Origin of the sequence: Limosilactobacillus gastricus DSM 16045 (assembly GCF_001434365.1) — a bacterium.
In the GTDB taxonomy this organism is placed as follows: domain Bacteria; phylum Bacillota; class Bacilli; order Lactobacillales; family Lactobacillaceae; genus Limosilactobacillus; species Limosilactobacillus gastricus.
The window spans coordinates 1-24,734 of record NZ_AZFN01000014.1; the positions used below are offsets into that span (position 1 = coordinate 1).

Annotated in this window: 28 protein-coding genes and 1 other annotated feature; of the genes, 19 read left to right on the plus strand and 9 right to left on the minus strand. The window is 41.6% G+C overall.

The window, feature by feature from the left end; genetic code table 11:
• Positions 1 to 139: 139 nt before the first annotated feature.
• From FC60_RS05645 to FC60_RS05670, 6 genes are all read left to right on the plus strand, one after another.
• Positions 140 to 451, plus strand: coding sequence for a nucleotide pyrophosphohydrolase (locus tag FC60_RS05645; RefSeq protein ID WP_056937466.1), 312 nt, complete (start codon positions 140 to 142; stop codon positions 449 to 451).
• Between the two features lie 4 nt (positions 452 to 455).
• The gene (locus FC60_RS05650) at positions 456 to 2,165 is read left to right on the plus strand and encodes a DUF2075 domain-containing protein (RefSeq protein ID WP_056937467.1); all 1,710 of its coding nucleotides are present in this window, start codon (positions 456 to 458) and stop codon (positions 2,163 to 2,165) included.
• A gap of 76 nt (positions 2,166 to 2,241) precedes the next feature.
• Positions 2,242 to 3,036, plus strand: coding sequence for an SDR family NAD(P)-dependent oxidoreductase (locus FC60_RS05655; protein WP_056937468.1), 795 nt, complete (start codon positions 2,242 to 2,244; stop codon positions 3,034 to 3,036).
• Positions 3,037 to 3,123: 87 nt separating this feature from the next.
• The gene (locus FC60_RS05660) at positions 3,124 to 3,696 is read left to right on the plus strand and encodes a TIGR01440 family protein (RefSeq protein WP_056937469.1); all 573 of its coding nucleotides are present in this window, start codon (positions 3,124 to 3,126) and stop codon (positions 3,694 to 3,696) included.
• A gap of 83 nt (positions 3,697 to 3,779) precedes the next feature.
• On the plus strand, positions 3,780 to 4,538 hold the full coding sequence (locus FC60_RS05665; protein ID WP_235806089.1) for an SDR family NAD(P)-dependent oxidoreductase: 759 nt from the start codon (positions 3,780 to 3,782) through the stop codon (positions 4,536 to 4,538).
• Positions 4,539 to 4,547: 9 nt separating this feature from the next.
• Positions 4,548 to 5,123 carry a sugar O-acetyltransferase gene (locus FC60_RS05670; RefSeq protein WP_056937471.1) on the plus strand — a complete coding sequence of 192 codons (576 nt, stop codon included), beginning with the start codon at positions 4,548 to 4,550 and terminating at the stop codon, positions 5,121 to 5,123.
• Positions 5,124 to 5,324: 201 nt separating this feature from the next.
• Here the strand turns inward: FC60_RS05670 and FC60_RS05675 are convergent, their stop codons facing one another.
• Positions 5,325 to 6,284: a sugar-binding transcriptional regulator gene (locus tag FC60_RS05675; RefSeq protein WP_056937472.1), complete on the minus strand. Its 960-nt coding sequence runs from the start codon at positions 6,282 to 6,284 to the stop codon at positions 5,325 to 5,327.
• 144 nt (positions 6,285 to 6,428) lie between these two features.
• Between FC60_RS05675 and deoC the strand changes: the two genes are divergently transcribed.
• The 3 genes from deoC to FC60_RS05690 are packed head-to-tail and all read left to right on the plus strand — an operon-like array spanning position 6,429 to position 9,604.
• Positions 6,429 to 7,091: a deoxyribose-phosphate aldolase gene (gene deoC, locus FC60_RS05680; RefSeq protein ID WP_056937473.1), complete on the plus strand. Its 663-nt coding sequence runs from the start codon at positions 6,429 to 6,431 to the stop codon at positions 7,089 to 7,091.
• Positions 7,092 to 7,093: 2 nt separating this feature from the next.
• A complete protein-coding gene (locus FC60_RS05685; RefSeq protein WP_056937474.1) occupies positions 7,094 to 8,287 on the plus strand; it encodes a phosphopentomutase in 1,194 nt (397 codons plus the stop codon).
• Positions 8,288 to 8,305: 18 nt separating this feature from the next.
• The gene (locus tag FC60_RS05690) at positions 8,306 to 9,604 is read left to right on the plus strand and encodes a pyrimidine-nucleoside phosphorylase (RefSeq protein WP_056937475.1); all 1,299 of its coding nucleotides are present in this window, start codon (positions 8,306 to 8,308) and stop codon (positions 9,602 to 9,604) included.
• Between the two features lie 108 nt (positions 9,605 to 9,712).
• Here FC60_RS05690 and rpsN read toward each other — a convergent pair whose 3' ends face one another.
• The 5 genes from rpsN to rpmF are packed head-to-tail and all read right to left on the minus strand — an operon-like array spanning position 9,713 to position 10,819.
• Positions 9,713 to 9,982 (minus strand): 30S ribosomal protein S14, encoded by a 270-nt coding sequence (gene rpsN, locus FC60_RS05695; protein ID WP_056937476.1) that lies wholly within the window; start codon positions 9,980 to 9,982, stop codon positions 9,713 to 9,715.
• Positions 9,982 to 10,104, minus strand: coding sequence for a putative metal homeostasis protein (locus tag FC60_RS09545; RefSeq protein ID WP_162252178.1), 123 nt, complete (start codon positions 10,102 to 10,104; stop codon positions 9,982 to 9,984). Before FC60_RS09545 ends, rpsN begins: the two co-directional genes overlap by 1 nt.
• Before the next feature lie 11 nt (positions 10,105 to 10,115).
• Positions 10,116 to 10,268 carry a 50S ribosomal protein L33 gene (rpmG, locus tag FC60_RS05700; protein WP_056937477.1) on the minus strand — a complete coding sequence of 51 codons (153 nt, stop codon included), beginning with the start codon at positions 10,266 to 10,268 and terminating at the stop codon, positions 10,116 to 10,118.
• On the minus strand, positions 10,258 to 10,653 hold the full coding sequence (locus FC60_RS05705; RefSeq protein ID WP_056937478.1) for a hypothetical protein: 396 nt from the start codon (positions 10,651 to 10,653) through the stop codon (positions 10,258 to 10,260). Before FC60_RS05705 ends, rpmG begins: the two co-directional genes overlap by 11 nt.
• 4 nt (positions 10,654 to 10,657) lie before the next feature.
• Positions 10,658 to 10,819 (minus strand): 50S ribosomal protein L32, encoded by a 162-nt coding sequence (gene rpmF, locus FC60_RS05710; protein ID WP_056937479.1) that lies wholly within the window; start codon positions 10,817 to 10,819, stop codon positions 10,658 to 10,660.
• Positions 10,820 to 10,959: 140 nt separating this feature from the next.
• Positions 10,960 to 11,206 (plus strand) — a binding site (T-box leader).
• 44 nt (positions 11,207 to 11,250) lie between these two features.
• On the opposite strand from rpmF, the gene FC60_RS05715 reads away from it, so the two are divergent.
• A complete protein-coding gene (locus FC60_RS05715; RefSeq protein WP_056937480.1) occupies positions 11,251 to 12,108 on the plus strand; it encodes a MetQ/NlpA family ABC transporter substrate-binding protein in 858 nt (285 codons plus the stop codon).
• Positions 12,109 to 12,179: 71 nt separating this feature from the next.
• Positions 12,180 to 12,845, plus strand: coding sequence for an NAD(P)H-dependent oxidoreductase (locus FC60_RS05720; RefSeq protein ID WP_056937481.1), 666 nt, complete (start codon positions 12,180 to 12,182; stop codon positions 12,843 to 12,845).
• A gap of 196 nt (positions 12,846 to 13,041) precedes the next feature.
• Here the strand turns inward: FC60_RS05720 and FC60_RS05725 are convergent, their stop codons facing one another.
• Positions 13,042 to 13,833: an ABC transporter permease gene (locus tag FC60_RS05725; RefSeq protein WP_235806091.1), complete on the minus strand. Its 792-nt coding sequence runs from the start codon at positions 13,831 to 13,833 to the stop codon at positions 13,042 to 13,044.
• Between the two features lie 110 nt (positions 13,834 to 13,943).
• Between FC60_RS05725 and FC60_RS05730 the strand changes: the two genes are divergently transcribed.
• Positions 13,944 to 14,471, plus strand: coding sequence for a TetR/AcrR family transcriptional regulator (locus tag FC60_RS05730; RefSeq protein ID WP_056937482.1), 528 nt, complete (start codon positions 13,944 to 13,946; stop codon positions 14,469 to 14,471).
• Positions 14,472 to 14,510: 39 nt separating this feature from the next.
• On the opposite strand, the gene FC60_RS05735 is transcribed toward FC60_RS05730, so the two are convergent.
• The gene (locus FC60_RS05735) at positions 14,511 to 16,415 is read right to left on the minus strand and encodes a beta-glucoside-specific PTS transporter subunit IIABC (RefSeq protein ID WP_056937483.1); all 1,905 of its coding nucleotides are present in this window, start codon (positions 16,413 to 16,415) and stop codon (positions 14,511 to 14,513) included.
• 152 nt (positions 16,416 to 16,567) lie between these two features.
• Between FC60_RS05735 and treR the strand changes: the two genes are divergently transcribed.
• The 3 genes from treR to FC60_RS05750 all read left to right on the plus strand — a co-directional run bounded on the left by treR (position 16,568) and on the right by FC60_RS05750 (position 19,924).
• Positions 16,568 to 17,287: a trehalose operon repressor gene (gene treR / locus FC60_RS05740; RefSeq protein WP_056937484.1), complete on the plus strand. Its 720-nt coding sequence runs from the start codon at positions 16,568 to 16,570 to the stop codon at positions 17,285 to 17,287.
• An 8-nt stretch (positions 17,288 to 17,295) separates the two neighbouring features.
• Entirely contained in the window at positions 17,296 to 18,978 is a 1,683-nt protein-coding gene (gene treC, locus FC60_RS05745) for an alpha,alpha-phosphotrehalase (protein WP_056937485.1), read from the plus strand.
• Between the two features lie 85 nt (positions 18,979 to 19,063).
• Positions 19,064 to 19,924 (plus strand): aldo/keto reductase, encoded by an 861-nt coding sequence (locus FC60_RS05750; protein ID WP_056937486.1) that lies wholly within the window; start codon positions 19,064 to 19,066, stop codon positions 19,922 to 19,924.
• A gap of 103 nt (positions 19,925 to 20,027) precedes the next feature.
• On the opposite strand, the gene FC60_RS05755 is transcribed toward FC60_RS05750, so the two are convergent.
• On the minus strand, positions 20,028 to 20,462 hold the full coding sequence (locus FC60_RS05755; RefSeq protein ID WP_056937487.1) for a MerR family transcriptional regulator: 435 nt from the start codon (positions 20,460 to 20,462) through the stop codon (positions 20,028 to 20,030).
• Between the two features lie 209 nt (positions 20,463 to 20,671).
• On the opposite strand from FC60_RS05755, the gene FC60_RS05760 reads away from it, so the two are divergent.
• From FC60_RS05760 to FC60_RS05775, 4 genes are all read left to right on the plus strand, one after another.
• Positions 20,672 to 22,330, plus strand: coding sequence for a malolactic enzyme (locus FC60_RS05760; protein WP_268871578.1), 1,659 nt, complete (start codon positions 20,672 to 20,674; stop codon positions 22,328 to 22,330).
• Positions 22,331 to 22,458: 128 nt separating this feature from the next.
• Complete coding sequence (locus FC60_RS05765) at positions 22,459 to 22,980, plus strand: GNAT family N-acetyltransferase (RefSeq protein WP_082601357.1); 522 nt, start codon at positions 22,459 to 22,461, stop codon at positions 22,978 to 22,980.
• Positions 22,981 to 23,320: 340 nt separating this feature from the next.
• Positions 23,321 to 23,656: a TIGR04076 family protein gene (locus FC60_RS05770; RefSeq protein WP_056937489.1), complete on the plus strand. Its 336-nt coding sequence runs from the start codon at positions 23,321 to 23,323 to the stop codon at positions 23,654 to 23,656.
• A 22-nt stretch (positions 23,657 to 23,678) separates the two neighbouring features.
• Entirely contained in the window at positions 23,679 to 24,728 is a 1,050-nt protein-coding gene (locus FC60_RS05775; protein ID WP_056937490.1) for an aldo/keto reductase, read from the plus strand.
• The last annotated feature ends 6 nt before the right edge of the window (positions 24,729 to 24,734 follow it).

Here is a 24,734-nt window from a genome sequence, read left to right on the forward strand (position 1 = left end):
AGGTTAACCTATGAAAACTTGACAGATACAATCATTATGGATGAAAAGAGTTGTAAAAAATTCGATGTTATAATTAATATGATTGTTTAATTAGAAAACTGTAATTAATAGAAAAAATGGTTATGAAAGAGGCTAGTTTATGGATAGTGAAGTAATGGATCAATTAAAAAATTTTCGTGATAGTCGAGGTTGGGAAAAATACCATAATTTAAAGGATCTAGCTGTGGCTACAAACGTTGAGGCTGGTGAGTTACTAGAAATATTTTTATGGAAGGATAAAAACGAAAAGTTAACGGAAAATCAAATTAAGCACGTGAAAGAAGAAATTGCAGATACTATGATGTATCTATTTTATATGTGTGATAACTTAGGAGTTGATCCGAACGAAATCATTATGAATAAGATTAATTTTAATAAGCAACGAACATGGTGGATGGATAATAAGGAGTAGCGTTTTGGTAAGTGAACCCTATATTAAAGAATTTTCTTATAGCCAAGATGGAGTTAATTCTATTAATTCACTTCAAATAAGTGATAATGAACAGAATCATTATATTAGGAATTATCCAACTGTTTACGTTATAAATGATGAAAAAAAGGATAAATATGATGTTTATGTTGGAGAAACAAACAATATTGTCCAACGAACCCTTCAACATTTAAACGCTGATCCTAAAAATAGGGATGATTGGGATGGCTTAAAAAAAGCGAAAAATCCTAATATGTACGTAATAGCTCACGATCATTTCAATAAATCTTTAACTCTGGACGTTGAGAATCGACTAATGCTCTATTTAGGAAGCTCTCCATATGTTAATCGTATTAATAATCGAAGGACGAATGGGCAGGGTGAGTATTTTCCCGTTGAGGAGCTTGATGAGATTTTTGGAAAAATATGGAGGAAGTTAAATAAGCGTAATCAGAATCTTTTTCCAGCGATGGAAGTGATTAAGAATGAGGCCATTTTTAAGGCATCGCCATTTCATAAATTAACCGCAGAGCAATCACAAGCTAAATTTACAATTTCAAATAAAATTAGAGAGATACTTTCTGATTCTAAATCCGTGGATGAACATTTAATTATGGTTACAGGGGATGCGGGTGCTGGTAAAACAGTTCTATTAAGCAGCCTATTTTATGACTTAACACAAGATGATGAAAGCCGAGATGTTCATTTGATGGTTAATCATGATGAACAGATAAAAGTTTATCAAACCATTTCCAAAAAATTGGGGCTTGACGTCTCCAAAGTTACAAAACCTACTAGTTTTATTAATAAATATTCTAAGAATAATAAAGCGGATGTAGCTTTAGTAGATGAAGCCCATTTGTTATGGACTCAAGGACATTTAGGATATAAAGGTTCAAATCAATTAAATGATTTACTAAAACGAGCAAAAGTTGTTATAGCGATTTTTGATGCAAACCAAATTCTTCGAAATCAACAGATTTTATCAAATGAACAAATAAAAAAATTAAGGGAAAAGGCATTAAATACAGGTGATTTAATAGAACTTCATAATCAGCTTCGAATGCAGGCAAGTGATTCAACAATTAATTGGATAAAAAATTTGATTGAAGATCAGACGATTGGTATTTTGCCCGAAGATGATTCATATAAAGTTAAGGTATTTGATACACCACAACAATTAGAAGATGCAATTGATTATGAAAATGTTTTAGATGTTGATTCAGATTATAAAAACGGTATATCAAGACTTGTTGCAACATACGATTGGCCGTATGTTGCGAAGGGAAAAGACGTTTACAAGGTAAAAATTGGTAATTGGGAACTTCCCTGGAATTATCAGATTAAAGAACATCCCAAAATAGTTAATTATCAAGACTTGTCATGGGCAGAAAGACCGCAAACTATCAAAGAGGTAGGTTCGATTTATACAATTCAAGGTTTTGATTTGAATTATGTTGGGGTAATTTTAGGTCCATCAATTAAGTATCGGGATGGGAAAATAATTTTTGATAAATCTGTACATTTTAATAAAGATGTAACTAATAATCGAACTATGGAAAACGGAGAAAAGAAGAATTTTGGTGAAGAATTAATTAAAAATGAAATGAACGTTCTCATGACTCGTGGGGTTCATGGCCTATTTATTTATGCGGTTGACGAAGCATTGCGTGAAAAATTAAAGAGTAGTGTCTAAGAACAATTCTTATCAAAATGATTAATAAGTGTTAAACTTTAATTGTGAATAAAAACACAAATTGGAGGTACTTATCATGACAGAAGCAAAACGAGTTGCTGTGGTTACTGGTGGTGAACGCGGAATTGGTCGGGGCATTACTGACCAATTACTGAAAGATGGTTATTATGTTGTTATTGCTAACCGTGACGAAGTAGCTGGTCAACAAGCCGTTGACGAATTAAACGCGCAAGGTTATACCGGTAAAGTCGTGGCGGTGGCAGGTGATGCCGGTCAAAAGGCTAGTCACGATCGCTTTGTCCAAGCGGCGGTTGAAAATTTTGGTCGACTTGATACCTACATCAATAATGCCGGGATTGCTCAAATCAAGCTTTTACAAGATGAGACGGAAGCCGATATGGAAGAAATTTATCGGACTAATGTTTTCTCAGTTTTATATGGGATTCAAGCGGCGACGGCTCAATTCCGCAAGCAAGATGATGGCGAACAGATTCGTAAAATCATTAATGCTTCCTCAATTGCCGGTCACATTGCTTTTGACATGTTAGGTGCCTATTCATCAACCAAATTTGCCATTCGGGGCTTAACTCAAGCAGCGGCCAAGGAATTAGGTCGTGACCACATTACGGTTAATGCCTATTGTCCAGGCATTGTCGGGACCGACATGTGGGATTACATCGATGAACAAATGGTTAAGGCTTGGGGTGGCAATAAGGGTGATTACCTCAAGAAGTATGCTGGATCAATTACTCTGGGCCGTGTCGAAACGCCAGCTGATGTCGCTAATTATGTTTCTTACTTAGCGTCACCAGCTTCTGATTATATGACCGGTCAAGCCGTCCAAATTGATGGTGGAATTCAATTTATTTAATGCATTTCTAGTCGCCTTAGTGGGCGGCTTTTCTTTTTAATAAATATGTTATGATAAGGATAAAGATTTAGAGATGAGGTGTGGAAGATGACGTCAGATTTTTTGACACAAATTAATGAAGCCTTAACCCAAGGTTTAACGGAATTTTTAGACCGAGCCAACTACGAGACTGGGGACTTATTTGTCTTGGGCTGTAGTACTAGTGAGATCCAAGGTCAGCGGATTGGTCAAGATTCGAATTTAGCAGTCGGCGAAACGGTTATTTCAACCGTTCTACCCTTGGTGCAATCGCATGGTCTACATTTAGCCGTCCAGGGTTGTGAACACCTCAACCGGGCCTTGGTGATTGAAAGATCCGTTGCCAAGCAATTAGCATATGAACCAGTTACCGTCTACCCATCGCTTAAGGCTGGGGGTGCCACTCAAGTTGCGGCTTTTAAGGCCTTTGATGATCCAATTATGGTTGAACATGTTCAGGCCCAATTAGGGATGGATGTTGGCGATACCTCGATTGGGATGCAAGTGAAGTTTATCCAAATTCCAGTGCGGACCTCCGTGACGGAAGTTGGTCATGCTCATACGACTTATTTGGCTAGTCGACCGAAGTTAATTGGTGGTGAGCGGGCCGTTTACACTTGGTCAGCTGACAATTATTCATAAGAAATCGAATCGGATTACCTCTAACTAGCTGGACGTGTTAAAATTATCTTGAAAACGATTACATTTGTTAGGAGGTAATGAAAATGACACGTCCAACAGCAATTATTACCGGAGGTTCCCGTGGGATTGGTGCCGCGATGGCGGATAAGCTCGGGGAGTTAGGTTACAATGTGGTACTTGATTATCACTTGGATTCATCCAAGGAAAAAGCCGAAGCCGTTGCTAAGTCATTAGAGGAGAAGTATGGGGTCGAAACTTTAGTCGTTCAATCCGATGTCTCCCAATATGATGATTGTGTTCATTTAGTTCAAGCCACGGTTGATAAATTCGGCGATCAGATTGATTGTCTGGTTAATAATGCTGGGATCACCAACAATAGTAACTGGATTGATATTAAACCCGAAGCTTATGAACGAGTGATTGCCATTAACTTGATGAGCGCTTTGCATATGACGCATTTGGTTTTACCATACATGGTCAACCATGCTGACAAGGATCATCAATGTAATATTGTTTCGACGACCTCAGTTGGGGGCTTGACGGGGGTAATCAATCAAGCTGACTACTGTGCTTCGAAGTCGGGATTAATTGGCTTAACGCGGGGCTTGTCACTGGAATACGCTGGTAAAGGGATCCGGGTTAATGCGATTGCTCCAGGGATGATTATGACTGACATGCTCCGCGGGGTAAACCAAGATGAATTGAAGGCCTTATCAGCCACAATTCCGCAAGGCTACATTGGTGATGTCAGTGATATTGCTGGCGCTTTAGGTTACCTGTTAACGGCTTCGTATGTAACTGGTCAGGTCCTTTCACCAAATGGTGGCTTCGTTTTAAGTTAGGGTGATTAGATGGCAAAAGAACTCACGGAAATCGAAAAATTAGATGCCGGCTTGCCTTATGATGTGAACGACCCAGCAGTGGATGCCCGCAAATTGCATGCGGTAAAGGGCTGCCAAGCCTTAGAAGCACTGGATCCAACTGATCGGGCGGGTAAAGAAGCGGCCATTCGCGCTTTGTTTGGTCAGGTGGGTCGCAATCCGAATGTCTTAAATGGTTTTAATTGTGATAATGGATCAAATATTACGGTCGGCGATGAATTTTTAGCCAACTATAATGTGACCATCCTTGATATTGCCCCGGTGACCATGGGTGATTATGTCTGGATCGGCCCAGGGACGATGATTTCAACTGTCAATCATCCTTTAACGCCAAAGGGCAGACGACAGCACCTAGGAATTGCCAAACCAGTCACGATTGGCAACGATGTCTGGCTCGGCGGTAACGTAACGGTTTTACCCGGGGTCACAATCGGGAACAATGTCGTCGTGGCAGCTGGAGCAGTCGTTACGAAAGATATTCCCGATAATACTTTGGTTGGTGGCGTTCCTGCCAAAAAGATTCGGGATCTAGAAAATGATTTATAAAGCAAATGACGATCAATCGATGAGACTGATCGTCATTTTTGGGTTAATATTCTTTAATAAAAAACCGTCCTAGAAACTTTTGACCGAGTAGATAGGACGGTATAGTCATATTGCTAGGTCACCGCCTTTAAAGCGGTCCTGCTTATGAGTAAATTATAACATCTTGAAATAGGAGATGTCATTAAAATTATTGGAATCGCTTTAGTTGGCGGTTCCTTTTTTAACATCCAACAAATTTTTGGCCGTATTGATATCAGTAATCAAAACATTAGGATAACCACCCTTAAGCGCTCCTTGAATCGCCGCTAGTTTTGCTGTGCCACCTGCAACCAGGATTGAATAGTTTTTTTGCTTAAGTTCGTCAAGGGGCAGGGCCATGGTCCGTTGATTAAGATTTGGATCAACGATTTGACCATCAAGATCAATAAATTGGGATAAAAGGTCACCAACTGACCGGTTCATCAAGGAATCGATTTGGGCTTGGTCAAAATAGCCCAGTTGAAAAAGCATCGCCGAGGGACGGGTCGTCCCGACGGTATATAAGGCAATGTTTGCCTGACGTCCAAGGTCCAGCAATTGATGAATAAAGCGGTCTTGACTAACCAAGTCACGAGTTTGATGGTGATCAAAAATTACGGGGACGGGGAGAATTTCGGTTTGCGTATTAAAGGCGCGGTTGACTGATCTCGTGATTTCACTGGAATAGTTGGATGCGGATGAATTAGCCACGGTGCCTTTTAAATAAACAGCGGTCAAATTTTGTAAAGTTGTTGGCTGCAAATATTTAGCAAGATGTGCCATCGTTTTTCCCCAGGTAAGTCCCAAAATATCACCATCTTTGAGAATCGATTGGAGATAAGTGGCTCCGGCTTGTCCCAGTTGTTCGAGGATCTGTGACTCGTCTTGAGCTGTTTGATCAACGATTCGGCAATCCTTTAAGTGAAATTTATTTTTTAACTCCTTCTCCAAATCAACGCGATTAGTAAAGGGGTCGTTAATTTGGATCTGCACAATTCCTTCAGCCTGGGCCAATTGTAAAAGCCGGGAGATAGTGGGACGGGACAGCTGAAGTTGTTTAGCAATTTGGGTTTGACTCAGTTGGTCTAAATAATAGAGTCGACTGACTTGCAAAGCTAATTGGCGATTTTTATTGGTGGTCATTTTGCTACTCTTTCTAATTCATTTGCCACCATTATAACAGTTTTAGTCACTCTTTACATTATTTCAATCACAGTATTTACAAATGTAAAATATCCGGTATGATTAAAGTATGATGAAAACGCATACATTACGGAGGAGATTTTTATGGAATTTAATAGTTTAATTGATCACACCTTATTAGCACCGGATGCGACGGCAGACCAGATTGACCGAGTTATTCAAGAGGCCCAAGATCATCATTTTCATACGGTGATGGTCAATCCCTATTGGGTGAAGAAAGTCCATCAAGACTTAGTTAATTCCGACGTCTTAACGGCTTGTGTAATTGGTTTTCCTTTAGGGGCCAACACAACCCGTGTGAAATTATTTGAAGCTCAGGATGCCCTTGAAAATGGGGCCGATGAATTAGATATGGTGATGAATATTGGGGAATTCAAAGCCGGTCATGACCAAATAGTCAAAGCCGATATTCAAGCGGTGGTTGATGCCGGGCATCGGGTCCACAAAGTAGTGAAGGTCATTATCGAGACCTGTTTATTGACTGATGATGAGATTAGCCGGGCAGCGCAATTAGTCGCCTCAACCGGAGCAGACTTTGTTAAAACTTCAACTGGCTTTTCCAAACAAGGGGCAACCGTCCAGGCTGTTAAATTAATGCACAAGGCCGTCAAAGGAACTGCAACCGCCGTAAAAGCTTCGGGTGGCATTCATAATTCGACAGATGCCCAAGCTATGGTTGATGCAGGCGCAACTCGCTTGGGAGTTAGTCACTCGCTGGCCGTAATCGGTGAAAAGGCAGGCGATTAGCGATGGCTTATCAACGTGTGTTTGGGATTGTTCTGGATTCGGTCGGTACTGGAGCTGCCGATGACGCTAATCGATATGACGATTTAGGATCCGATACGCTCGGGCATATCGGTGAAGATTATGCAGGTAATCTACATTTGCCGAATTTAGCTCGGTTAGGACTGAGTAATTTACGGGATGTTCCAATTCAAGGGGTACCAGTAGTCAAATCAGCTCTAGGGTGTTATGGCAAAATGGCCGAAATCTCGGCCGGCAAAGACAGCATGAATGGCCATTGGGAAATGATGGGGCTACCCGTCAAGCAAGTCTTAGATACTTTTCCGCATGGCTTTCCAGAAGCTTTAATTCATCAAATTGAAACTTTTTCTGGGAGGCCAGTAATTGTGAATCAACCCTATTCGGGGACCCAAGTGATTCATGATTACGGTGAGGAGCAATTGGCCACGGGGGCACTGATCGTTTATACGTCGGGGGATTCGGTTTTACAAATTGCGGCCCATGAGGCCGTGATATCTGTCGAGGAGTTATATCGGATTTGTGAATATGTGCGGGGATTAGTGAATGGACCAGAGTATTTAATTGGTCGGGTGATTGCCCGACCGTATCTTGGGTCTGATCGCGATCATTTTACCCGGACAGCCAATCGACGTGACTTTTCTTTAGCGCCGACGGAGGTGACTGATTTGGATCGCCTGCAATTGGCGGGCTATCAGGTCATTGGTATCGGGAAAATTAATGACATTTTTTCGGGGACGGGCATTAATCAGGCTTTCCATAATGAAAGTAATCAAGATGGGATGCAGCATTTATTGGATGTTATGGACACTGATTTTACCGGTTTTTGTTTTATGAATTTAGTGGATTTTGATGCCATGTACGGTCACCGACGGGATCCCCAAGGATTTGGGCAAGCTTTGATGGAATTTGATCAATCCTTAGGCCAAGTAATTGAGCGATTACGACCAGATGACTTATTAATGATTACAGCTGATCATGGTAATGATCCAGGTTTTAAAGGGACCGATCATACGCGAGAAAATGTTCCCCTGTTGGTTTATTCACCATTGATGCAAACGCCCAATCAGTCTCTTGGGACGCGGACGACTTTTGCTGATTTTGGGGCGACAATTTTAGATAATTTTCGAATTACACCAGGCGAGGGAGAGAGTTTTTATCAGACCATAAAAAATGATTAAGACTGGGAGGAGTTAATCATGAGAATGCTAGATGTAATTGATCGTAAACGTAATGGGCACCAGTTAAGTGATCAGGAGTTAGCTTTCTTCGTCCAGGGGGTGGTTGAAGGAACAATTCCGGATTATCAAATTAGCGCCTTGTTAATGGCAATTTATTTTCAAGGAATGACAGATGAAGAACAGGCCAGTTTAACCATGAAGATGTTGGCATCTGGCGATCAACTGGATTTATCTACTATTTCAGGGGTAAAGGTTGATAAGCATTCCACCGGTGGTGTTGGTGATAAAACATCCTTACCATTAGCTGCCATGGTCGCCGCCTTAGGCATTCCGGTGCCAATGATTTCAGGACGGGGGCTCGGTCATACTGGCGGGACGCTTGACAAGCTCGAGGCGATTCCCGGCTATCGAATTGCTTTAAGTGAAGCTGAGTTTATTAATCAAGTGTCACAAGACGGGCTTGCCATTGTGGGGGCGACCGGGGAAGTTGCCCCCGCCGATAAAAAGATTTATGCCTTGCGCGACGTGACCGATACGGTTGACTCAATCCCTTTAATTGCTAGCTCGATCATGAGTAAAAAGATTGCGTCAGGCACGGATGCCTTAGTCATTGATGTCAAAACGGGGGCGGGCGCCTTTATGAAAACTTTAGATGACTCGCGGGCATTGGCCAAAGCTTTAGTTACCATTGGTCAACAAGTTGGGTTGGATTGTAATGCCATCATCTCTGATATGAACCAACCCTTGGGGAATAAGATCGGGAATGCCTTAGAAATTGAGGAAACAATCGATCTCTTGAAAGGGCAGGGGCCAGCTGATTTATTAGAATTAGTCCTAACCCTAGGTAGTTACATGGCGGTGATGGGCGGTAAGGCCGCCGACTTAGAACAAGGTCGGGCCAAGCTGTCTCAGACGATTGAAGATGGCTCAGCTTTGGCGAAATTTAAGCAGTTGGTCATTGATCAAGGTGGCGATGCGCGCGTCATTGAAGACTACACCGTGATGCCGCAAGCGAAATATAAGATTGCTTATCAAGCTAATCGGTCGGGCGTGCTGGCTAAACTAACGGCAGATGAAATCGGAAAAGCTGCGATGGTTCTTGGGGGAGGTCGCCAGCAAGCTGAAGATCAACTTGATTACGCGGTCGGGATTGAACTACATAAGAAGTTGGGGGATCCGGTTGAAACCGGTGAACCGATCTTAACCATTTACAGCAATCAACCGGAAATCCAAGACGCCTTAGCCTTATTAGACGATGGGATTGAAATTGCTGATCAAGTGGAAGTGCCTGACTTAATTCATGAAGTAATTGAATAATAATGACTGCGGCCTTGTCCGCAGTTTTTTGGATCTAAAAAAACCATCACGATGGAGGTCGTGATGGCTGGAGTGTAAATGAAAGCTTTAGTTATTTGTCTGTTGCAACTACCAACTAGCCTTTTTAACGCCAGGAATTTCTCCCTTTAAGGCCAGGCGCCGGAAATTGATCCGGGAGAGACCAAAGTCCCGGAGATAACCACGGGAACGGCCATCCAACTGGTCCCGGTTTCGGAGCCGGGTTGGTGACGCGTTCCGTGGTAAGCGACTCAGACCAACATAGTCGCCAGCCACTTTTAATTGGTCCCGTTTTTGGGCATAACGGGCAACAATAGCTGCTTTCTTTAATTCGTTTTGGATTTTTCCCTTACGTGCCACTATTTCATCCCTCGCTTTCGCTTCTTATGTTCTTTGATCACCCGCAAGGCCCGTTTCAGTGTCTTGATATTGGGGCTTCGTAACATCCGATAGGCCGTTGATAAGTCCATCATTTTCGTCATTATAAATCTCCTTATTTATTTACTTCCACAAACCAGGCTCGGCGCCGTAAGCGGGGCGAATATTTCTTGAGCTTTAGCTTGTCTGGATTATGTTGCTTATTTTTACTCGTCAGGTATAACCGTTCTTTGGTTTCTTGACATTCGAGAATAATATTAGTTCTCATAAGTGCTCCTTTCGCTTAAGTATTCTTGTAATTGTAATTTTTCGATTCCCGTGAAACGATCATGATTCAAATCACTAATTAACTGTTGCCGGAAGGTGAGGGGGATCTCCCAAAAGCCATTAATTTGTTCAAAGTAAGTTGGATCATAATTTTTAAAGACTGGGTAATAATCAATAAATTCTTCCCAACTTAAATTTTCGTGTTCATAAGTTGAAGTGACATATCCTTTGTCAATCGCCATGGGAGTCGGTTGCCCGTTTGCGTCAATAATGCCATCCTCAACCATGATCTTAAACATGGCGGCCTTGTCAGCGACCGTGGGGAGACCATCTTGAATTGCATGGGCGGCTGCCTGTTCAACTAGTACTGGATAGATAATGTCCATAGACCTAGCTCCCATGCCGTTGAGAGATTTCCTTGGGCGTATAGTGGTGGCTTTGACTGTATTCACCAGTTTGGTGATTAAATGAAATTGTCGGTCCCTTTAAAGCGTGATGTGACCGTCGTTTATTCCGTTTTGATTTGGAAGTCTTATGGGTTGGAACTGCCATGATTAACTCTCCTTTATTTAGTAATGATTACGATTAAGTATGATACACGAAAAAGAATCCTTTGTAAACAGTAATGGTTATTATTTATTGCAGTTGACATGATTTTAATCATCTTTTAATATAAATATCAATTAAATATCACAAAGAAATTAGATGAGTAAATCTAAGCTAATTTTCAAGAGAGCTAATGGTGGGTGGAAATTAGTAAAGAGGCTGGATTGAAGATGGTCTAAAGCAATTTTCATGACTGAGTGATGATAAGGTCATGACGGGTACTCCCGTTACTGAGTTAGGGTATGAAACATGCGTTGAGTACCTGAAGAGTAGTTATTCGTGAGGGTAACTAGAACTAAGGTGGTACCACGGAAAAGCACTTTCGTCCTTGATAAAAAATTAGGACAAAAGTGCTTTTTTGTTGAAGGAGTTCAATTATGACGAAAAAATTACGACATCGCTTATATTGGGGTATTGGACTATTAGTAATTGTTTTGGCAGCGGTGGGTTCGTTTTATTACCAGCATCAACGCAGTGCTAATACAATCACTATTGGGGCAATCGGGCCGGATGTAAAGGTGTGGGAGCATATTGCTGATAGTTCGCAAGCTGAGAAGGCCGGCTTACAGATTAAGGTGAAGAGCTTTACGGATGGGGTTTCTTTAAATAAGGCCACGGCCCAAGGACAAGTCGATGTCAATGCCTTCCAATCGTGGAGTTATTTACAAGATTATAATGTGAAGAATAAGAAGTCGCCATTGGTGGCTTTGGGGACCACTTATTTAGAACCAATGGGCCTATATTCTGACCGTTATCAAAAAGTCAGCCAATTACCAGATGGGGCCACCATCGCCATTGCTAACAATCCAGCTAATACCGCCCGGGGGCTCTTACTGTTAGAGAAGGCCGGCCTAATTACCTTAAAGAAAAGTTTTACCTCTACTAGCGGTACCAATGCGATTGCCAGTAATCCTAAGCATTTAAAATTCAAAGAAATTGACGATACCACCGGTCCCCGCGTGATTAAATCGGTTGATGCGGTTTTAATCGGTAATACCATTGCTTTACAGGGGCATTTAAATGTTTTGAAAGATTCGATTTATCATGAAGCTGTCAACCAAAGCACTAAGAATAACATTAACGTGCTTGCCACAGCTAAAAAGAATGCGCATCGATCAAGTTACTTAAAACTAGTCAAGCTGTATCATAATCGCCAAATTCAAAAGTGGATTCAAGAAAAATATGACGGCACCAAGGTCGAAGTCAATAAACCAATCAGTTATTTAAAGGACTAATCAGATTTCTTTGCGCAGCATTTAATTTAAGCTACAATAACAGTAGTTAATTATAAGTTGGAGGAAAGATGATGGATCAAGTATTAAAACCAGCAGCAATCAAGGAAGCGGCCCATTTTCGACGGGCAATTCGCTCTTATACCGACCAGAAAATTTCAGATCAGGATTTGGCAACCATTTTGGAGGTCGGTCGAATGAGCCCATCTTCAAAGGGGATTTTAGATTGGCGAATTATTAACGTTAAGGATGCCAGTTTACGAGAAGATCTTAAGCCCCATGCTTGGGGAGCGCAAAAATCATTACCCACCGCAAGTGATTTCTTGATTTTCGTGGCGCGAAAAGATGTGGGGCCAGATGACAGTTTGGTCCGCGAAACTTTTCGCCAACGACCTGGCTGTGATAATCCCGAAAAGTTAGGGGAATTATTAGCAGATCATCGGTCCTTTTTAGAACATGATATGCAGATTCATGATCGCCAAGGAATTTTTGAATGGGCCTCGAAGCAGTGCTATCTCGCCTTTGGGATGATGGCCTTAGCCGCGAGTGAACTTGGCATTGATTCATGTCCGATTGAAGGCCTTAACCGAAGCCAAGTTGATCAGGTCCTTTTGCATCACAATTTGATCAATCCGGCAATTGAAGGGGCGGTTTTGATGATGTCTTTAGGTTATCGTGACCATGATCCTAAACGGCCCCAAAACCGGCTGGCAATGGATGAGTTTGTGAAAACAGTTTAAAAAACAAGCTGGGAAAAAAGCAATCAGACGCCCCATTGGGATGACATAGAACGAAAGTTGGTATGGAACGGATCGACGTGAGTTCATAGTTAGACTCGTGGGGCGTGCTTTTTGATCGTAATTACGAGTGTGATCAAAAAATGAGTGTAGGAAGAAATGTCAATTAGCATTTTTTCCTACACTCTTTTGCATTTGTTTAAAAAATTGGTCGTTTTCCATTAGCTAAGCGAGTCGGTTTAGGAGCTTGCTTTTGATATTGGAAACAGCCACGAATCGCAAAAAACAAGGTAACTAGACCGACCACATAATACCAAGAGTTATTCGCCATTGAGAAGAATTGCGGAGCGATCAAGGACCACATGTTCCACGGGTTGAAGGACATGATGGCGACTAGGACCAGGACAATATTGAGTTGCCAACAAGCTCCTAATCGTGATTGGCGTTGTTCTAAATAAAGCCCGGGAACTGTACAAATAATTACTTGGGTAAAAATCCAAAACTTAAACATCGATACATCACCCAATTCAACCCGTAAAAGATTGAGGGAAGTGAAGAAAATGATGACTTCAAAAATGATCAATCGTAAGGCATCATTTAGGGATGCGGTCGGACCAAATAGTTCATTCTTTTCGATGGTTACAGCCTTATATAGACAGTAGACCTCCATTCCTACCCAAACCAGCTCACCAATACTGGCTAACATAAAGAACCAGAAATGCTGATAGTTGAGGTAGGCATTTAAAAAGACCCAAATTCCCATGAAATCAGCTGCGAGATAAAAAGTGTGCATCCATAGTGGGTAAGGGCCATGGCCTTCGCGGTTGACTAAAACGAAGGAATAAATATAAACCAAAAATCCCAAAATAAAAGTAATTACGACGGTTAGGAGGGTAATAGCAAAACCAGGGTTACCTGGCGTTAACGCTTGTATAAAATTATCCAGCACGACATTGTGACTAGGATAGGAGCCAAATAAAGTTTTTAACATTTTCATCATCCTTTCTTTTCCTCATTATGGGCTGGAAGGTGACCTTTAACCACCGCATAATTTATGGTAATGTTACTTAAGTAACAAAAATGGAAATAGTGAGGGAGAAGATGGAAAAAATCGATCCGCGGGTCAAACGAACCAAGCACCGGATTCGCGTTGCCTTTGTAAATCTTTTAATGAAAAAAGATATTAGCGAGATTACCGTTACAGAACTAGCACAAGCAGCCGATATTAATCGCAAAACCTTTTATGTTTACTATGCCACCCCCTCTGATATTTGGAAGGAGATGCAAGTAGAAATTGCCCAACAATTACAGGACTTACTTTTTCAATCTTCTGACTTTCAGTTAGCGACATTCTTGCAAGGACTTAATCAGATTTTAGGGGATGACATGACCTTTTTTAAGTTAATAACGATGGAGAAAGATTATGCTTATTTACTGAGCGATTGTATCAATTTATTGCGCACCAAGTTATTAGAGAAATATCCTCAACCAATTAAGGTTACCTATGCAGCGGCTGGGATAATTAATGTCTATGCCGAATGGTTAAGAAATGGCCAAGTTGAGCCCTTAACGACCCTAACGCAGCAACTAGAAGTCGAGATTGGTTTAACCTTTGCAAACAAAAAGTGAGCTAACTGAGTCTAATTTGACCTAGTTAACTCACTTTAATTATTTAGTCGGGAATTTAACATCGACGTTGCGAGGGTTAGTTACTACCACAATCACGGTTGGATCGTAACCAGCGGCTTTGATCTGCTCGAGGTCAAAGTCTACTAATGGATCTCCAGCTTTGACCATTTGACCTTGCTTAACCTTCATGTCAAAACCTTTCCCGTTTAACATCACGGTATCAAGACCAATGTGAATGAGAACCTCGGCTCCGTCATGGGTGGTTAAACCAATCGCATGCCCCGTTTCATAGGCGACAACGACTTCGGCATCTACTGGGGCGATCACATGACCATCAGTTGGGGTGACGGCAAAGCCTTTGCCCATTGTCCCCTTGGAGAAGAGCTCATCATTGACGGAGGAAAGGGGGATAATTTCACCAGCGACCGGGCTAGCAAGAGTTTCTTCGCTTACCCGGGCGTCAGGATCAGGAACCGTCGTTTCTTTAACAACTTGTGCCGGTGATTTTTGGCTACCTGGACGTTGCTTCTTTTTAACTTTTTTGCCCATTTCCATATCATCGTTGTAACCCCAAACCCAGGCGATCACAAAGGAAACGACTAGGGCGGCCAGACTAGAAAGTAAGAAAGCATAGAAACTAGTTAATTGAGTAGGGTGCTTCGGGTTGAAGAAGGAGGAGAAACCGATCAAAGAACCGGTAAATCCATACATGGTTCCGCCCATTAAACCGGTGATTAAACCACCAGCGGCTGAACCGAACATTCCCGAGACGAAGACCCGGCGGAAACGTAAGTTAATCCCATAGATTGCAGGTTCAGTGACTCCACAGAAGGCAGAAATTGCGGCGGCAATCCCTAAACTCTTCCGTTTTTTAATCTTGGTTTTTAAAGCAACGGCTAATACGGCTGCCCCTTGGGCCACCATTGTACTTGAGATAATTGCATTTAAAGCAGATTCACCACTTTGTGAGATTTGTTGGGTAACCAGTGGCACAACTCCCCAGTGGAGACCGAAGATAACCAGCAATTGGTAGAAACCACCAATAATTAGACCACCAAGCCAACCGGATGCGTGGACTAAAGCATTGATCAAATCAGCGATTCCGTTGGCGAAACCTTGAATAATTGGTCCAGTAATTACTAAAGTAATCGTTGATACTACCAAGACCGTAATCAGAGGATTAAAGATCATTTGTAGATAGCTGGGTAAGTGATCCTTTAACCAGTCACCAAGTTTCTTGGCCAGCCAGGCTGCCAAAATCATCGGGAAAATTGAGTAGGTATAGTTCAAGAATTCAAATTTAAAGCCGCCAATGGCAAACATTTCCTTGAACTTACCACCCCAAGTGACGATTTGAGGATAGGTTAAGACACCTCCGATAACGGCTTCCACAATCGGATCGCTTCCTAGTCGCCGAGCAGCTGCAAAACCAACTAAGATTGGTAGGAAGTAGAAGGCAGAATCGGCCATCGCACTAACAGTAATATAAGTAGTGCTTTCGGTATCTAAAAGTGCCCCTAATTGCGGAAGGGTTAGAAGAGCCAAAATCCCCTTAATAATCCCGGAAGCCGCGATAACACCAATGACTGGGCTCATCGAACCAGTAATAAAACCAATTAGATTTCCAAAGCCGCGAACAATTGGATTCCGGTCGTCGTTTTCGGTGGTAGCGGGAGTTGGCTCCAAGTTATCACCTAGTTGTGCTGTCACCGCGTCAAAAACATTCCCAACTTCATTACCAATCACGACTTGGTATTGACCTGAAGCGTGAATGACGTCGATCACATCATCATGGGCCTTAATGGCTTCATCATCAGCTAATGATTCATCATGGAGATAAAAGCGGAGCCGAGTAATACAGTGAATGACATTATTAATATTATCCGGTCCACCGACCTCCTGGATGATATCAGTGGCTAAAGGTTTAAAATCTTTCTTTGCCATGTTATTCCCTCCTTGGAAAGCGTTTTTATTTAACAGTTAAATTTTATAACTTGTGCAGATAAGTGTCAATAGACCATTTATACAAAGAAGAAAGAAATTTATTAACATGTCTGAACAAGTTGTGTATAATGATGGGCAAAGAGGTAGGGGTAATGAGTGAAATAAGTAAACAACAGTTAATTGTGCAGGATTTAGCCCAAAAGATTCACCATCATCTATATGAGGTCGGTGATTATTTACCAAGTGAATACCAATTGGTTGATTTATATGGGGCCTCGCGAAATACCATTCGTAAGGCCTTGGATGAACTAACCGAGATGGGCTTTATCCAAAAGATTCAAGGAAAGGGATCGGTCGTCTTAGATTTTCAACGATATGCCTTTCCGATTTCGGGGATTACCAGTTTTAAAGAATTGAATCGATCGATGGGGATGAATGCTCATACGAAGGTTCTTAAACAGGTTATCTTAGATCAGTTACCGGATGATTGGTCACTTCCGGAAGTAAACACAAATAAATGCTTTTATCTAGAACGGTTGCGGCTCGTCGATGGAGAACCCAGTGTTTACGATCTTGATTGTTTACTTAGTCCGCCGGTGGTTAATTTTCCGACATTGCATGATGATGATTCAGTTTATGAAATCTTGGAAAATCAAATGGGACTTCCAATTTCCTATGCGACTAAGGAAATTACTGTTGAAGCGGCCGATCGCCAAATTGCTGATCAATTAAGGTTAGGCCAGGCGCAATTAGCGGTAGTGGTCAAAAGTAAGGTTTATTTGGAAGATACAAGCTTGGTGCAACTGACGATTTCTTATCATCATCCTGACAAATTTCGTTTTATTGATTTTGCGCGTAGAAGAAAGCTATAGGTGATCATATGACTAGACAAACAGACTTAGGTAAAAAAGTAATTTATCAACTCTATCCCAAATCATTTTATGATTCTAATGGGGATGGAATCGGTGATTTACGTGGGGTGATTCAAAAAATTGATTATTTAAAGCAGCTTCACATTGATCAAATTTGGTTTAATCCTTTCTTTATTTCCCCGCAACATGATAATGGCTACGATATCGCTGATTATTACCGGATTGATCCTAAATTTGGCACGATGGCCGACTTTCGGGAGATGGTGAAAGTTTTAAAAGAGGCGCACATTGGAGTCATGTTGGATATGGTCTTAAACCATATTTCGACTGATCACGAATGGTTCCAACGGGCCCTAGCTGGGGATGCCAAATACCAAAAGTTCTTTTATTTACGGCCGCCTAAAGCGAATGGTGATTTACCAAATAACTGGGAATCTAAATTTGGCGGTCCCGCCTGGGCACCCTTTGGGGAGAGTGGCCAATATTATCTATGCCTTTATGACAAGACCCAAGCAGATTTAGATTGGCATAATCCCGAGGTTCGCCAGGAGTTAGAGAAAGTGGTCCGTTTCTGGATGCAAGAAGGGGTGGAAGGGCTTCGCTTTGATGTTATTAACGTGATTGGTAAAGATGAACAACTAGTTGATTCACCAAGACCACGCCAATTAACGGTTGAAAAGGCCTTATATACCGATACGCCAGTGGTCCACCAATATCTCAAAGAATTAAATCAAAAGACCTTTGGGGCCGATGATCAGATTGTGACGGTCGGTGAAATGTCGTCATCTACTATAGAGAATTCGATTGAATATACGAACCCGGCGGAACATGAATTGGACATGGTCTTCACCTTCCATCATTTGAAAGTCGATTATCAAAACGGGAATAAGTGGACGGATATGCCCTTTGATTTCCAAAAATTAAAGCACTTATTAATCGACTGGCAGACAAAAATGGATCAAGGTCATGGTTGGAATGCTCTCTTTTGGAATAACCATGATCAACCATGGGCCCTCAGTCGTTTTGGCGATAGTGGTCAATATCGGGAAAAATCTGCCGAAATGTTAGCAGCTACTATGCATTTACTACGGGGGACCCCATATATTTATATGGGCGAAGAAATTGGGTCCATTAATACTCCCTACCAATCGATTGATGACTATAATGATGTCGAAAGTATCAATGCTTACCATCAATTGATAGCGGAGGGGAGAAGTCCGCAAGCAGCCTTACATTTGGTTTATTTAAAGTCCCGGGATAATTCAAGGGTCCCGTTGGCCTGGGATGATTCTCCTCAGGCGGGATTCACTACCGGAACCCCGTGGCTACAACCAAAGAACCAAGAGCGGATCAATGTGAAAGCGGAATTGGATCATGGGGAAATTTTTAATTTCTACCAAAGATTAATTCAGCTCCGGACAAACGAACCCCTGATTTCTGCCGGGCATTTTCGGGCGCATTTAACTGACCATCCAGCTGTATTTGCTTATGAACGTTATCTTGATCATGAAGGTTTGCTTGTTTTCAATAATTTTTATGGTGATGAAACTGAAATTTCAGTACCAAGTGAATTTGTTAGAAAAAGGGGACAGGTTCTAATTGATAATTATGAAGCGGACCTCGCACAACTACCGGTCCAAATTAAATTAAGACCCTATGAAAGCTTGGCCTTTAAATTCTCACGATCATAATTTATTCAAGAGGCAGGTGAAGAAAGCAGTTCTTCACCTGCCTCAAGTGTTAAAATGGACTTAAATTCAGATTGGGGGTTATGGTATGCAAGAATTAACTAGTTTACGGTCACCATTGAAATTAGCTAACGGGGTGGAAATCCCTGGACTGGGTTATGGGACCTATAAATCGTCGAATGAAGAAGTTACGCAAGCCGTTTTAGACGCCTTAGCAACTGGCTATCGTCATATTGATACCGCTGCTTATTATGGCAATCAAAAGGGGATTGGTGAAGCCTTACAGCAAACCGATCTTTCCCGAGAAGATATTTTTATCACGAGTAAGGTCTGGAATACTGACCGTGGTTATGATCAAACTATGGCTGCCTTTGAAAAGACAATTGCTGAATTAGGGGTGGACTATTTAGACCTATATTTAATTCATTGGCCAGCTAATCGGAAACAATTTGGCGATCAGGCCCGCAAGATCAATGCTGACACCTGGCGAGCTTTAGAAGATCTATATCAGGCCGGCAGAGTGCGGGCGATCGGAGTTTCTAACTTTATGCCAAATCACCTTCTGGAATTAATGGCTGATAGTCGGATTAAGCCAATGATAGATCAAATTGAATACCATCCTGGGTGGCCGCAAGAAGCCACGCGACGGTTCTGTCAACGCCATGGAATCTTAGTTGAAGCTTGGCGTCCTTTAGGTACCAAAGTTGCTTTAGAGAACCCATTAATTCAAGAAATTGCGGATAAATATCAACATAGTCCGGCCCAAGTTTGTCTCCGCTGGAGCATTCAACAAGGTCTTTTACCATTACCAAAGTCGGTTAAACCAGAACGGATGAAAGCGAATGCGGATATTTTTGATTTTGCGCTCACTGAGGATGAAATGGACGTGATTAGTTCGATCCGTATTGTTAGTGCGAAAAATCAAATTCCAGATCAAGTGGACTTTTAAATTAAAGCCGATGGTCTTATAATATAGACCTTGGCAGGGGCGCCGATGAGGCACGAAAGGCTCTTAAACACCAAATCGAGGTGCTTAAGAGCCTTTTTACGTATTATAAATTATCTGTATCTAAATGATGATGGCTTTGCGCGACATACTTTTCGGTCCCATCAGCAACCGCTTGTTGATAATAGTGGCATTTATAATCAATCGTATCCATGGTTGCCTGAAGTTCGTCCATTTGGTGCTGAACTTGGGTCTTTAATTCTTGAAACATGGCCAAGCGTAAGTCGAGCGTGGCATCACCTTGGTCACACCACTTCATGAATTGCTTGATATTTTTGATCGACATTCCAGCCCGCTTTAAGCATTCGATGATGTTGATGGCATTGATATTTTGTTCAGTGAATTGCCGGACGCCAGCCGCGTTTTTCCGTAAATTCAGAATTAAACCCTCATGATCGTAGTAACGGAGGGTCGGGACGGAAAGGTTAAACATTGCTGCCACTTCACCGATACTGTATGTTTCATTAGCTATTGTATCCATTATTTACTCCTTAACCTAAAGTTAACTTTAGGCTAGTATAGCAGATTAACATGGAAAATTGTTAAGAAACTATTAATTCATAAAATTGCTGACCGCTTAAGTTAAAATTAACTGGTTAAAGATGCCGTACTATCAGTATTTGCAAAAGCATCTATAATAAATCCTTATTACATTTGGAATTATTGACAATTTTATTTATAAGAACTATTATGACCGTGAAATTAAAGAAAAGAGGCACTATCATGGAGATTGGACAAGCACGGTTAAATAACCCCTTTTTAAACAAAGGGACGGCCTTCACAATGGCGGAACGTCAGACATATGGTTTGATTGGTTTATTACCACCACGGGTTAAAACGATTGAAGAACAAGCTGCCGAAATTTATGCACTTTATCAAACTAAGGATTCGCAAATTGAAAAACGGCATTTATTAATGGAGGTTTTCAATACGAATCGGACCCTATTTTTCTATTTAATGGAAATGCACATTAATGAGTTTATGCCCATTGTTTATGATCCAGTTATTGCAGAAGCGATTGAACAATATAATGAACGCTATCTGAAACCGCAAGATGCCGTCTATTTAAACGTTGATCATCCCGAACTGATTGAAACGAGTTTAAAAAACGGGGCGAATGGTCGCGATATTCGCTTGATTGTCGTTTCTGATGCCCAAGGAATCCTAGGAATTGGCGATTGGGGGGTAAATGGTGTCGACATCTCGGTTGGCAAGTTGATGGTCTACACTGCTGCAGCCGGGATTGATCCAGCTCAAGTTTTGCCAATTTCAATTGATGCAGGGACTGATAATGAACAGTTATTAAATGATCCAAATTACTTAGGACAACGCCACCATCGGATTAGTGGTTCAACTTATTTTGATTTTATTGATCAGTTTGTGACATCAGTTGAAAAGTTGTTCCCGAATTCGCTCCTGCATTTTGAAGATTTTGGTCGGGGTACTGCTGCCAAAATTCTGGATCAATATCAAGATCGAATCTTAACTTTTAATGATGATATTCAGGGCACCGGGATTATTGTATTAGCAGGGGTTTTAGGGGCACTTAAAATCGCTAAGCAAGATTTAGTTGATCAAAAATTCCTGTCCTTTGGTGCCGGAACTGCCGGGACCGGAATTGCTAAGATGTTGTATCAAGAATTGTTAAGGCAAGGACTCACTCCTGACGAAGCCAAAAAGCATTTCTATTTGGTGGATAAACAAGGTTTGCTTTTTGATGATACAGAGGGGCTAACCGACAAACAAAAGGCTTTTACCCGGCAACGGTCTGAATTTGATAATGATGCGGATTTAACTGATCTTAAAACCATCGTACAAACCGTGCAACCAACGGTATTAATTGGAACGTCCACAGTTCATAATGCTTTTACTGAAGACGTTATTAAAGCCATGGCTCAGCATTGTGAGCGTCCAATTATTTTTCCAATTTCCAACCCAACGAAAAAAATTGAAGCCGATCCAGTTGACCTTATTAAGTGGACGCAGGGACGGGCCTTAGTGGCTGCAGGAATTCCCGTTGATGATTTCGATTACCAAGGGGTTAGCTATCGCTTTGGTCAAGCAAACAATGCTTTGATCTATCCGGGTGTCGGAGTGGGAGCTCTGGCCGTTCAAGCGGAAAAAATTGATGATGAAATGCTAGCCGCCGCTGCCCATGCCCTTAGCAACTTGGTTGATTCCACCGAAAGTGGGGCGCCAGTCCTACCACCAGTATCACAACTTCGTCAATTTTCAAAAGTCGTGGCCACGGCCGTTGCTCAATCTGCTATTGATCAAGGGATTGCCGCGCCGCAATATCATGACGCTTCCCAAGCCGTGGCGGATTTTGTTTGGGAAGCCAAATATTAAGTTGAAAATTAATTTGTGCGATTCAAAATCAACCGCATCAATTGCTCCCTTAATCTGATATTCATTAAAAGACTTATCAAAAAACGTCATTTTTGATAGAATATTAAAAAGTGATTAAGGAGAAGATTGTGTCTCAAGTTGAAATTCGACCAGTTAAATTAACGGAAATTAAGCAATTACAACACTTGATGCGGGTGGCTTATGTCCAAACTTACGTTGAAGATCATAATCACCTCGATGTTAATACCTATCTAAATCAAGATTATAGCTTTGACCAAATCCGCCAAGAGATGGCTAATCCCCAGTCGCAATATTATTTCTTAGTGGTTCATGATCGCCTTGCTGGTTACCTCAAATTAAACATCGGTCAGGCGCAAACGGAGCCAGATTACCCGGATGCTTTGGAAATTCAGCGGATCTATATTCTGGAAGCCTTTCAAGGCCTTCATTTAGGGAGCCAATTAATGGAATTTGCTCACGAGTGCGCTCGTTTTCATGGGGCCAAACAGATTTGGTTAGGGGTTTGGGAGAAAAACTATGATGCAATGGAGTTTTATGCCAAATTCGGCTTCCATCAAGTCGGCTCGCATGACTTTATCCAAGGATCTGATGTGCAAACGGACTACATTTTGTTAAAAGATTTGGATTAAATGAGGGGAATAACTTTAATCTCAATTAGATGATTTTAAGATTCTCATTGTACTTTAATTGTATCTTTGCTAAAATATTTATATCAATTTGAAAGGAAAATCAGTTATGACATTTAATGATCTACAATTTAATACTGCTTGGCAAAGCTGGCATTAGATGGGGTTGTTTCTGTTAGGTACGGATGCAACCACGGCGTCACATCCGTGCTGGCTGATTTTAAATTCTAAAAAGCCTGCACAATGATTCATAACTTGTGCGGGCTTGTTCTATCTTTAGGCATGTTCGTGATCACGAGCATGCCTTTTCTTTTATCCCGTTGATCATCGAAGGAGAATACAAATGACGAAACAAGAAACCTTTAGATTATATGACCTCAAAGTTACGGTGGTCGGAAATGAGGACGAGTTTGTATGCAGTCACCATGCTGGTGATTACTTTCTGGTGCAAGGAGAAAATATTGTGTTTCCCGAGGAAAAGCAATTTTCAATGTATTCACTGAGCGCCTTGTTACCACTTTTGCCAGCTAAACAGCGGTCGCTCGATATCCACGATTGGATGTTTACTGATACACTAATTGCTTGTCCAGATCCCAACTGTAAAGCGCAATTTAAAATTGAGCGAATGGGTGAGCGAATTCTTCATCATAGCGAAACAACGGTCGTTCCATTGCAGTAATTAAATTTAGGAGGAAATTATTATGAGCAATCCACAAAGTAAGATTCGGTTAGCCAATGGCTATACCTTTAACCGCGTGATTAATGGATGTTGGCAATTATCGAGTGAGCATAATTTACAAGGACAAACTGATGTTGATGATGCGATTAAAGGTTTTCACGAATTAGTTGATAAGGGCTTTACCACTTTTGATTGTGCTGATATTTATACGGGGGTCGAAGAGATCCTAGGCCGTTTTGTGGATGAACTCAAAGCGAGTGGTCACTATCAAGAAGAAGATCTTCAAATCCACACCAAATTTGTCCCGGATAAGAGTGTGTTGACTAAAGTTGATCGGAACTACGTGGAACGGATCATTGATCGTTCATTAAAGCGGATGCATCGGGAGGCGATTGATTTGGTTCAATTCCACTGGTGGGATTTTAATGTGTCCGGCATGATGGATACCGCTTTTGAACTCGTCCGCCTTCAGGAGAAAGGGAAAATTCGCAATATTGGCATGTGTAATATGGATACCGAAAGATTAAAACAAATGCAGGATGCTGGGATTAATGTGGTTTCCAATCAAGCCCAGTATTCACTATTTGATCGACGTCCTGAAAAGTCATTATTAAAATATAGTGCTGATCATAATGTCTATACCTTTGCCTATGGAACCTTGGCTGGTGGTTTTTTAGCCGAACGCTATATCGGTAAGGAATATGACCATCCCGAAACGCGGTCTCAAGTTAAATATATGCAAATCATCGAAGATTCCCTGGGCTGGGATGGTTTACAAAAACTATTACCACTTTTAAAGGAAATTGCTGATAATCATCAGGTTTCGATTCCTAATGTGGTTACCCAATATATTCTAAATCAACCGGGGGTCGGGGCAGTCATGATTGGGACGCGAAGTTCCCGACACGTAAAAGATAATTTGAGGACCTTGCAATTCCAGTTAACTGATGATGAAATGGCGGCAATTAAAGAATTAATTGAGCAATATCCAACGCCAACGGGTGAGTGTTACGAATTGGAACGAACCTCGCCACGCTATCAGGGGATCATTTTAACCGACCTAGACCACTAAAAGGGG

Bases quoted from the DNA above. Each gene is read 5' to 3' on its own strand.
- FC60_RS05645 (WP_056937466.1), top strand. From the start codon at position 140: ATGGATAGTGAAGTAATGGATCAATTAAAAAATTTTCGTGATAGTCGA.
- FC60_RS05655 (WP_056937468.1), top strand. From the start codon at position 2,242: ATGACAGAAGCAAAACGAGTTGCTGTGGTTACTGGTGGTGAACGCGGA.
- FC60_RS05660 (WP_056937469.1), top strand. From the start codon at position 3,124: ATGACGTCAGATTTTTTGACACAAATTAATGAAGCCTTAACCCAAGGT.
- FC60_RS05665 (WP_235806089.1), top strand. From the start codon at position 3,780: ATGACACGTCCAACAGCAATTATTACCGGAGGTTCCCGTGGGATTGGT.
- FC60_RS05670 (WP_056937471.1), top strand. From the start codon at position 4,548: ATGGCAAAAGAACTCACGGAAATCGAAAAATTAGATGCCGGCTTGCCT.
- FC60_RS05675 (WP_056937472.1), bottom strand. From the start codon at position 6,284: ATGACCACCAATAAAAATCGCCAATTAGCTTTGCAAGTCAGTCGACTC.
- deoC (WP_056937473.1), top strand. From the start codon at position 6,429: ATGGAATTTAATAGTTTAATTGATCACACCTTATTAGCACCGGATGCG.
- FC60_RS05685 (WP_056937474.1), top strand. From the start codon at position 7,094: ATGGCTTATCAACGTGTGTTTGGGATTGTTCTGGATTCGGTCGGTACT.
- FC60_RS05690 (WP_056937475.1), top strand. From the start codon at position 8,306: ATGAGAATGCTAGATGTAATTGATCGTAAACGTAATGGGCACCAGTTA.
- FC60_RS09545 (WP_162252178.1), bottom strand. From the start codon at position 10,104: ATGACGAAAATGATGGACTTATCAACGGCCTATCGGATGTTACGAAGC.
- rpmG (WP_056937477.1), bottom strand. From the start codon at position 10,268: ATGAGAACTAATATTATTCTCGAATGTCAAGAAACCAAAGAACGGTTA.
- FC60_RS05705 (WP_056937478.1), bottom strand. From the start codon at position 10,653: ATGGACATTATCTATCCAGTACTAGTTGAACAGGCAGCCGCCCATGCA.
- rpmF (WP_056937479.1), bottom strand. From the start codon at position 10,819: ATGGCAGTTCCAACCCATAAGACTTCCAAATCAAAACGGAATAAACGA.
- FC60_RS05715 (WP_056937480.1), top strand. From the start codon at position 11,251: ATGACGAAAAAATTACGACATCGCTTATATTGGGGTATTGGACTATTA.
- FC60_RS05720 (WP_056937481.1), top strand. From the start codon at position 12,180: ATGGATCAAGTATTAAAACCAGCAGCAATCAAGGAAGCGGCCCATTTT.
- FC60_RS05725 (WP_235806091.1), bottom strand. From the start codon at position 13,833: ATGTTAAAAACTTTATTTGGCTCCTATCCTAGTCACAATGTCGTGCTG.
- FC60_RS05730 (WP_056937482.1), top strand. From the start codon at position 13,944: ATGGAAAAAATCGATCCGCGGGTCAAACGAACCAAGCACCGGATTCGC.
- FC60_RS05735 (WP_056937483.1), bottom strand. From the start codon at position 16,415: ATGGCAAAGAAAGATTTTAAACCTTTAGCCACTGATATCATCCAGGAG.
- treR (WP_056937484.1), top strand. From the start codon at position 16,568: ATGAGTGAAATAAGTAAACAACAGTTAATTGTGCAGGATTTAGCCCAA.
- treC (WP_056937485.1), top strand. From the start codon at position 17,296: ATGACTAGACAAACAGACTTAGGTAAAAAAGTAATTTATCAACTCTAT.
- FC60_RS05750 (WP_056937486.1), top strand. From the start codon at position 19,064: ATGCAAGAATTAACTAGTTTACGGTCACCATTGAAATTAGCTAACGGG.
- FC60_RS05755 (WP_056937487.1), bottom strand. From the start codon at position 20,462: ATGGATACAATAGCTAATGAAACATACAGTATCGGTGAAGTGGCAGCA.
- FC60_RS05760 (WP_268871578.1), top strand. From the start codon at position 20,672: ATGACCGTGAAATTAAAGAAAAGAGGCACTATCATGGAGATTGGACAA.
- FC60_RS05770 (WP_056937489.1), top strand. From the start codon at position 23,321: ATGACGAAACAAGAAACCTTTAGATTATATGACCTCAAAGTTACGGTG.
- FC60_RS05775 (WP_056937490.1), top strand. From the start codon at position 23,679: ATGAGCAATCCACAAAGTAAGATTCGGTTAGCCAATGGCTATACCTTT.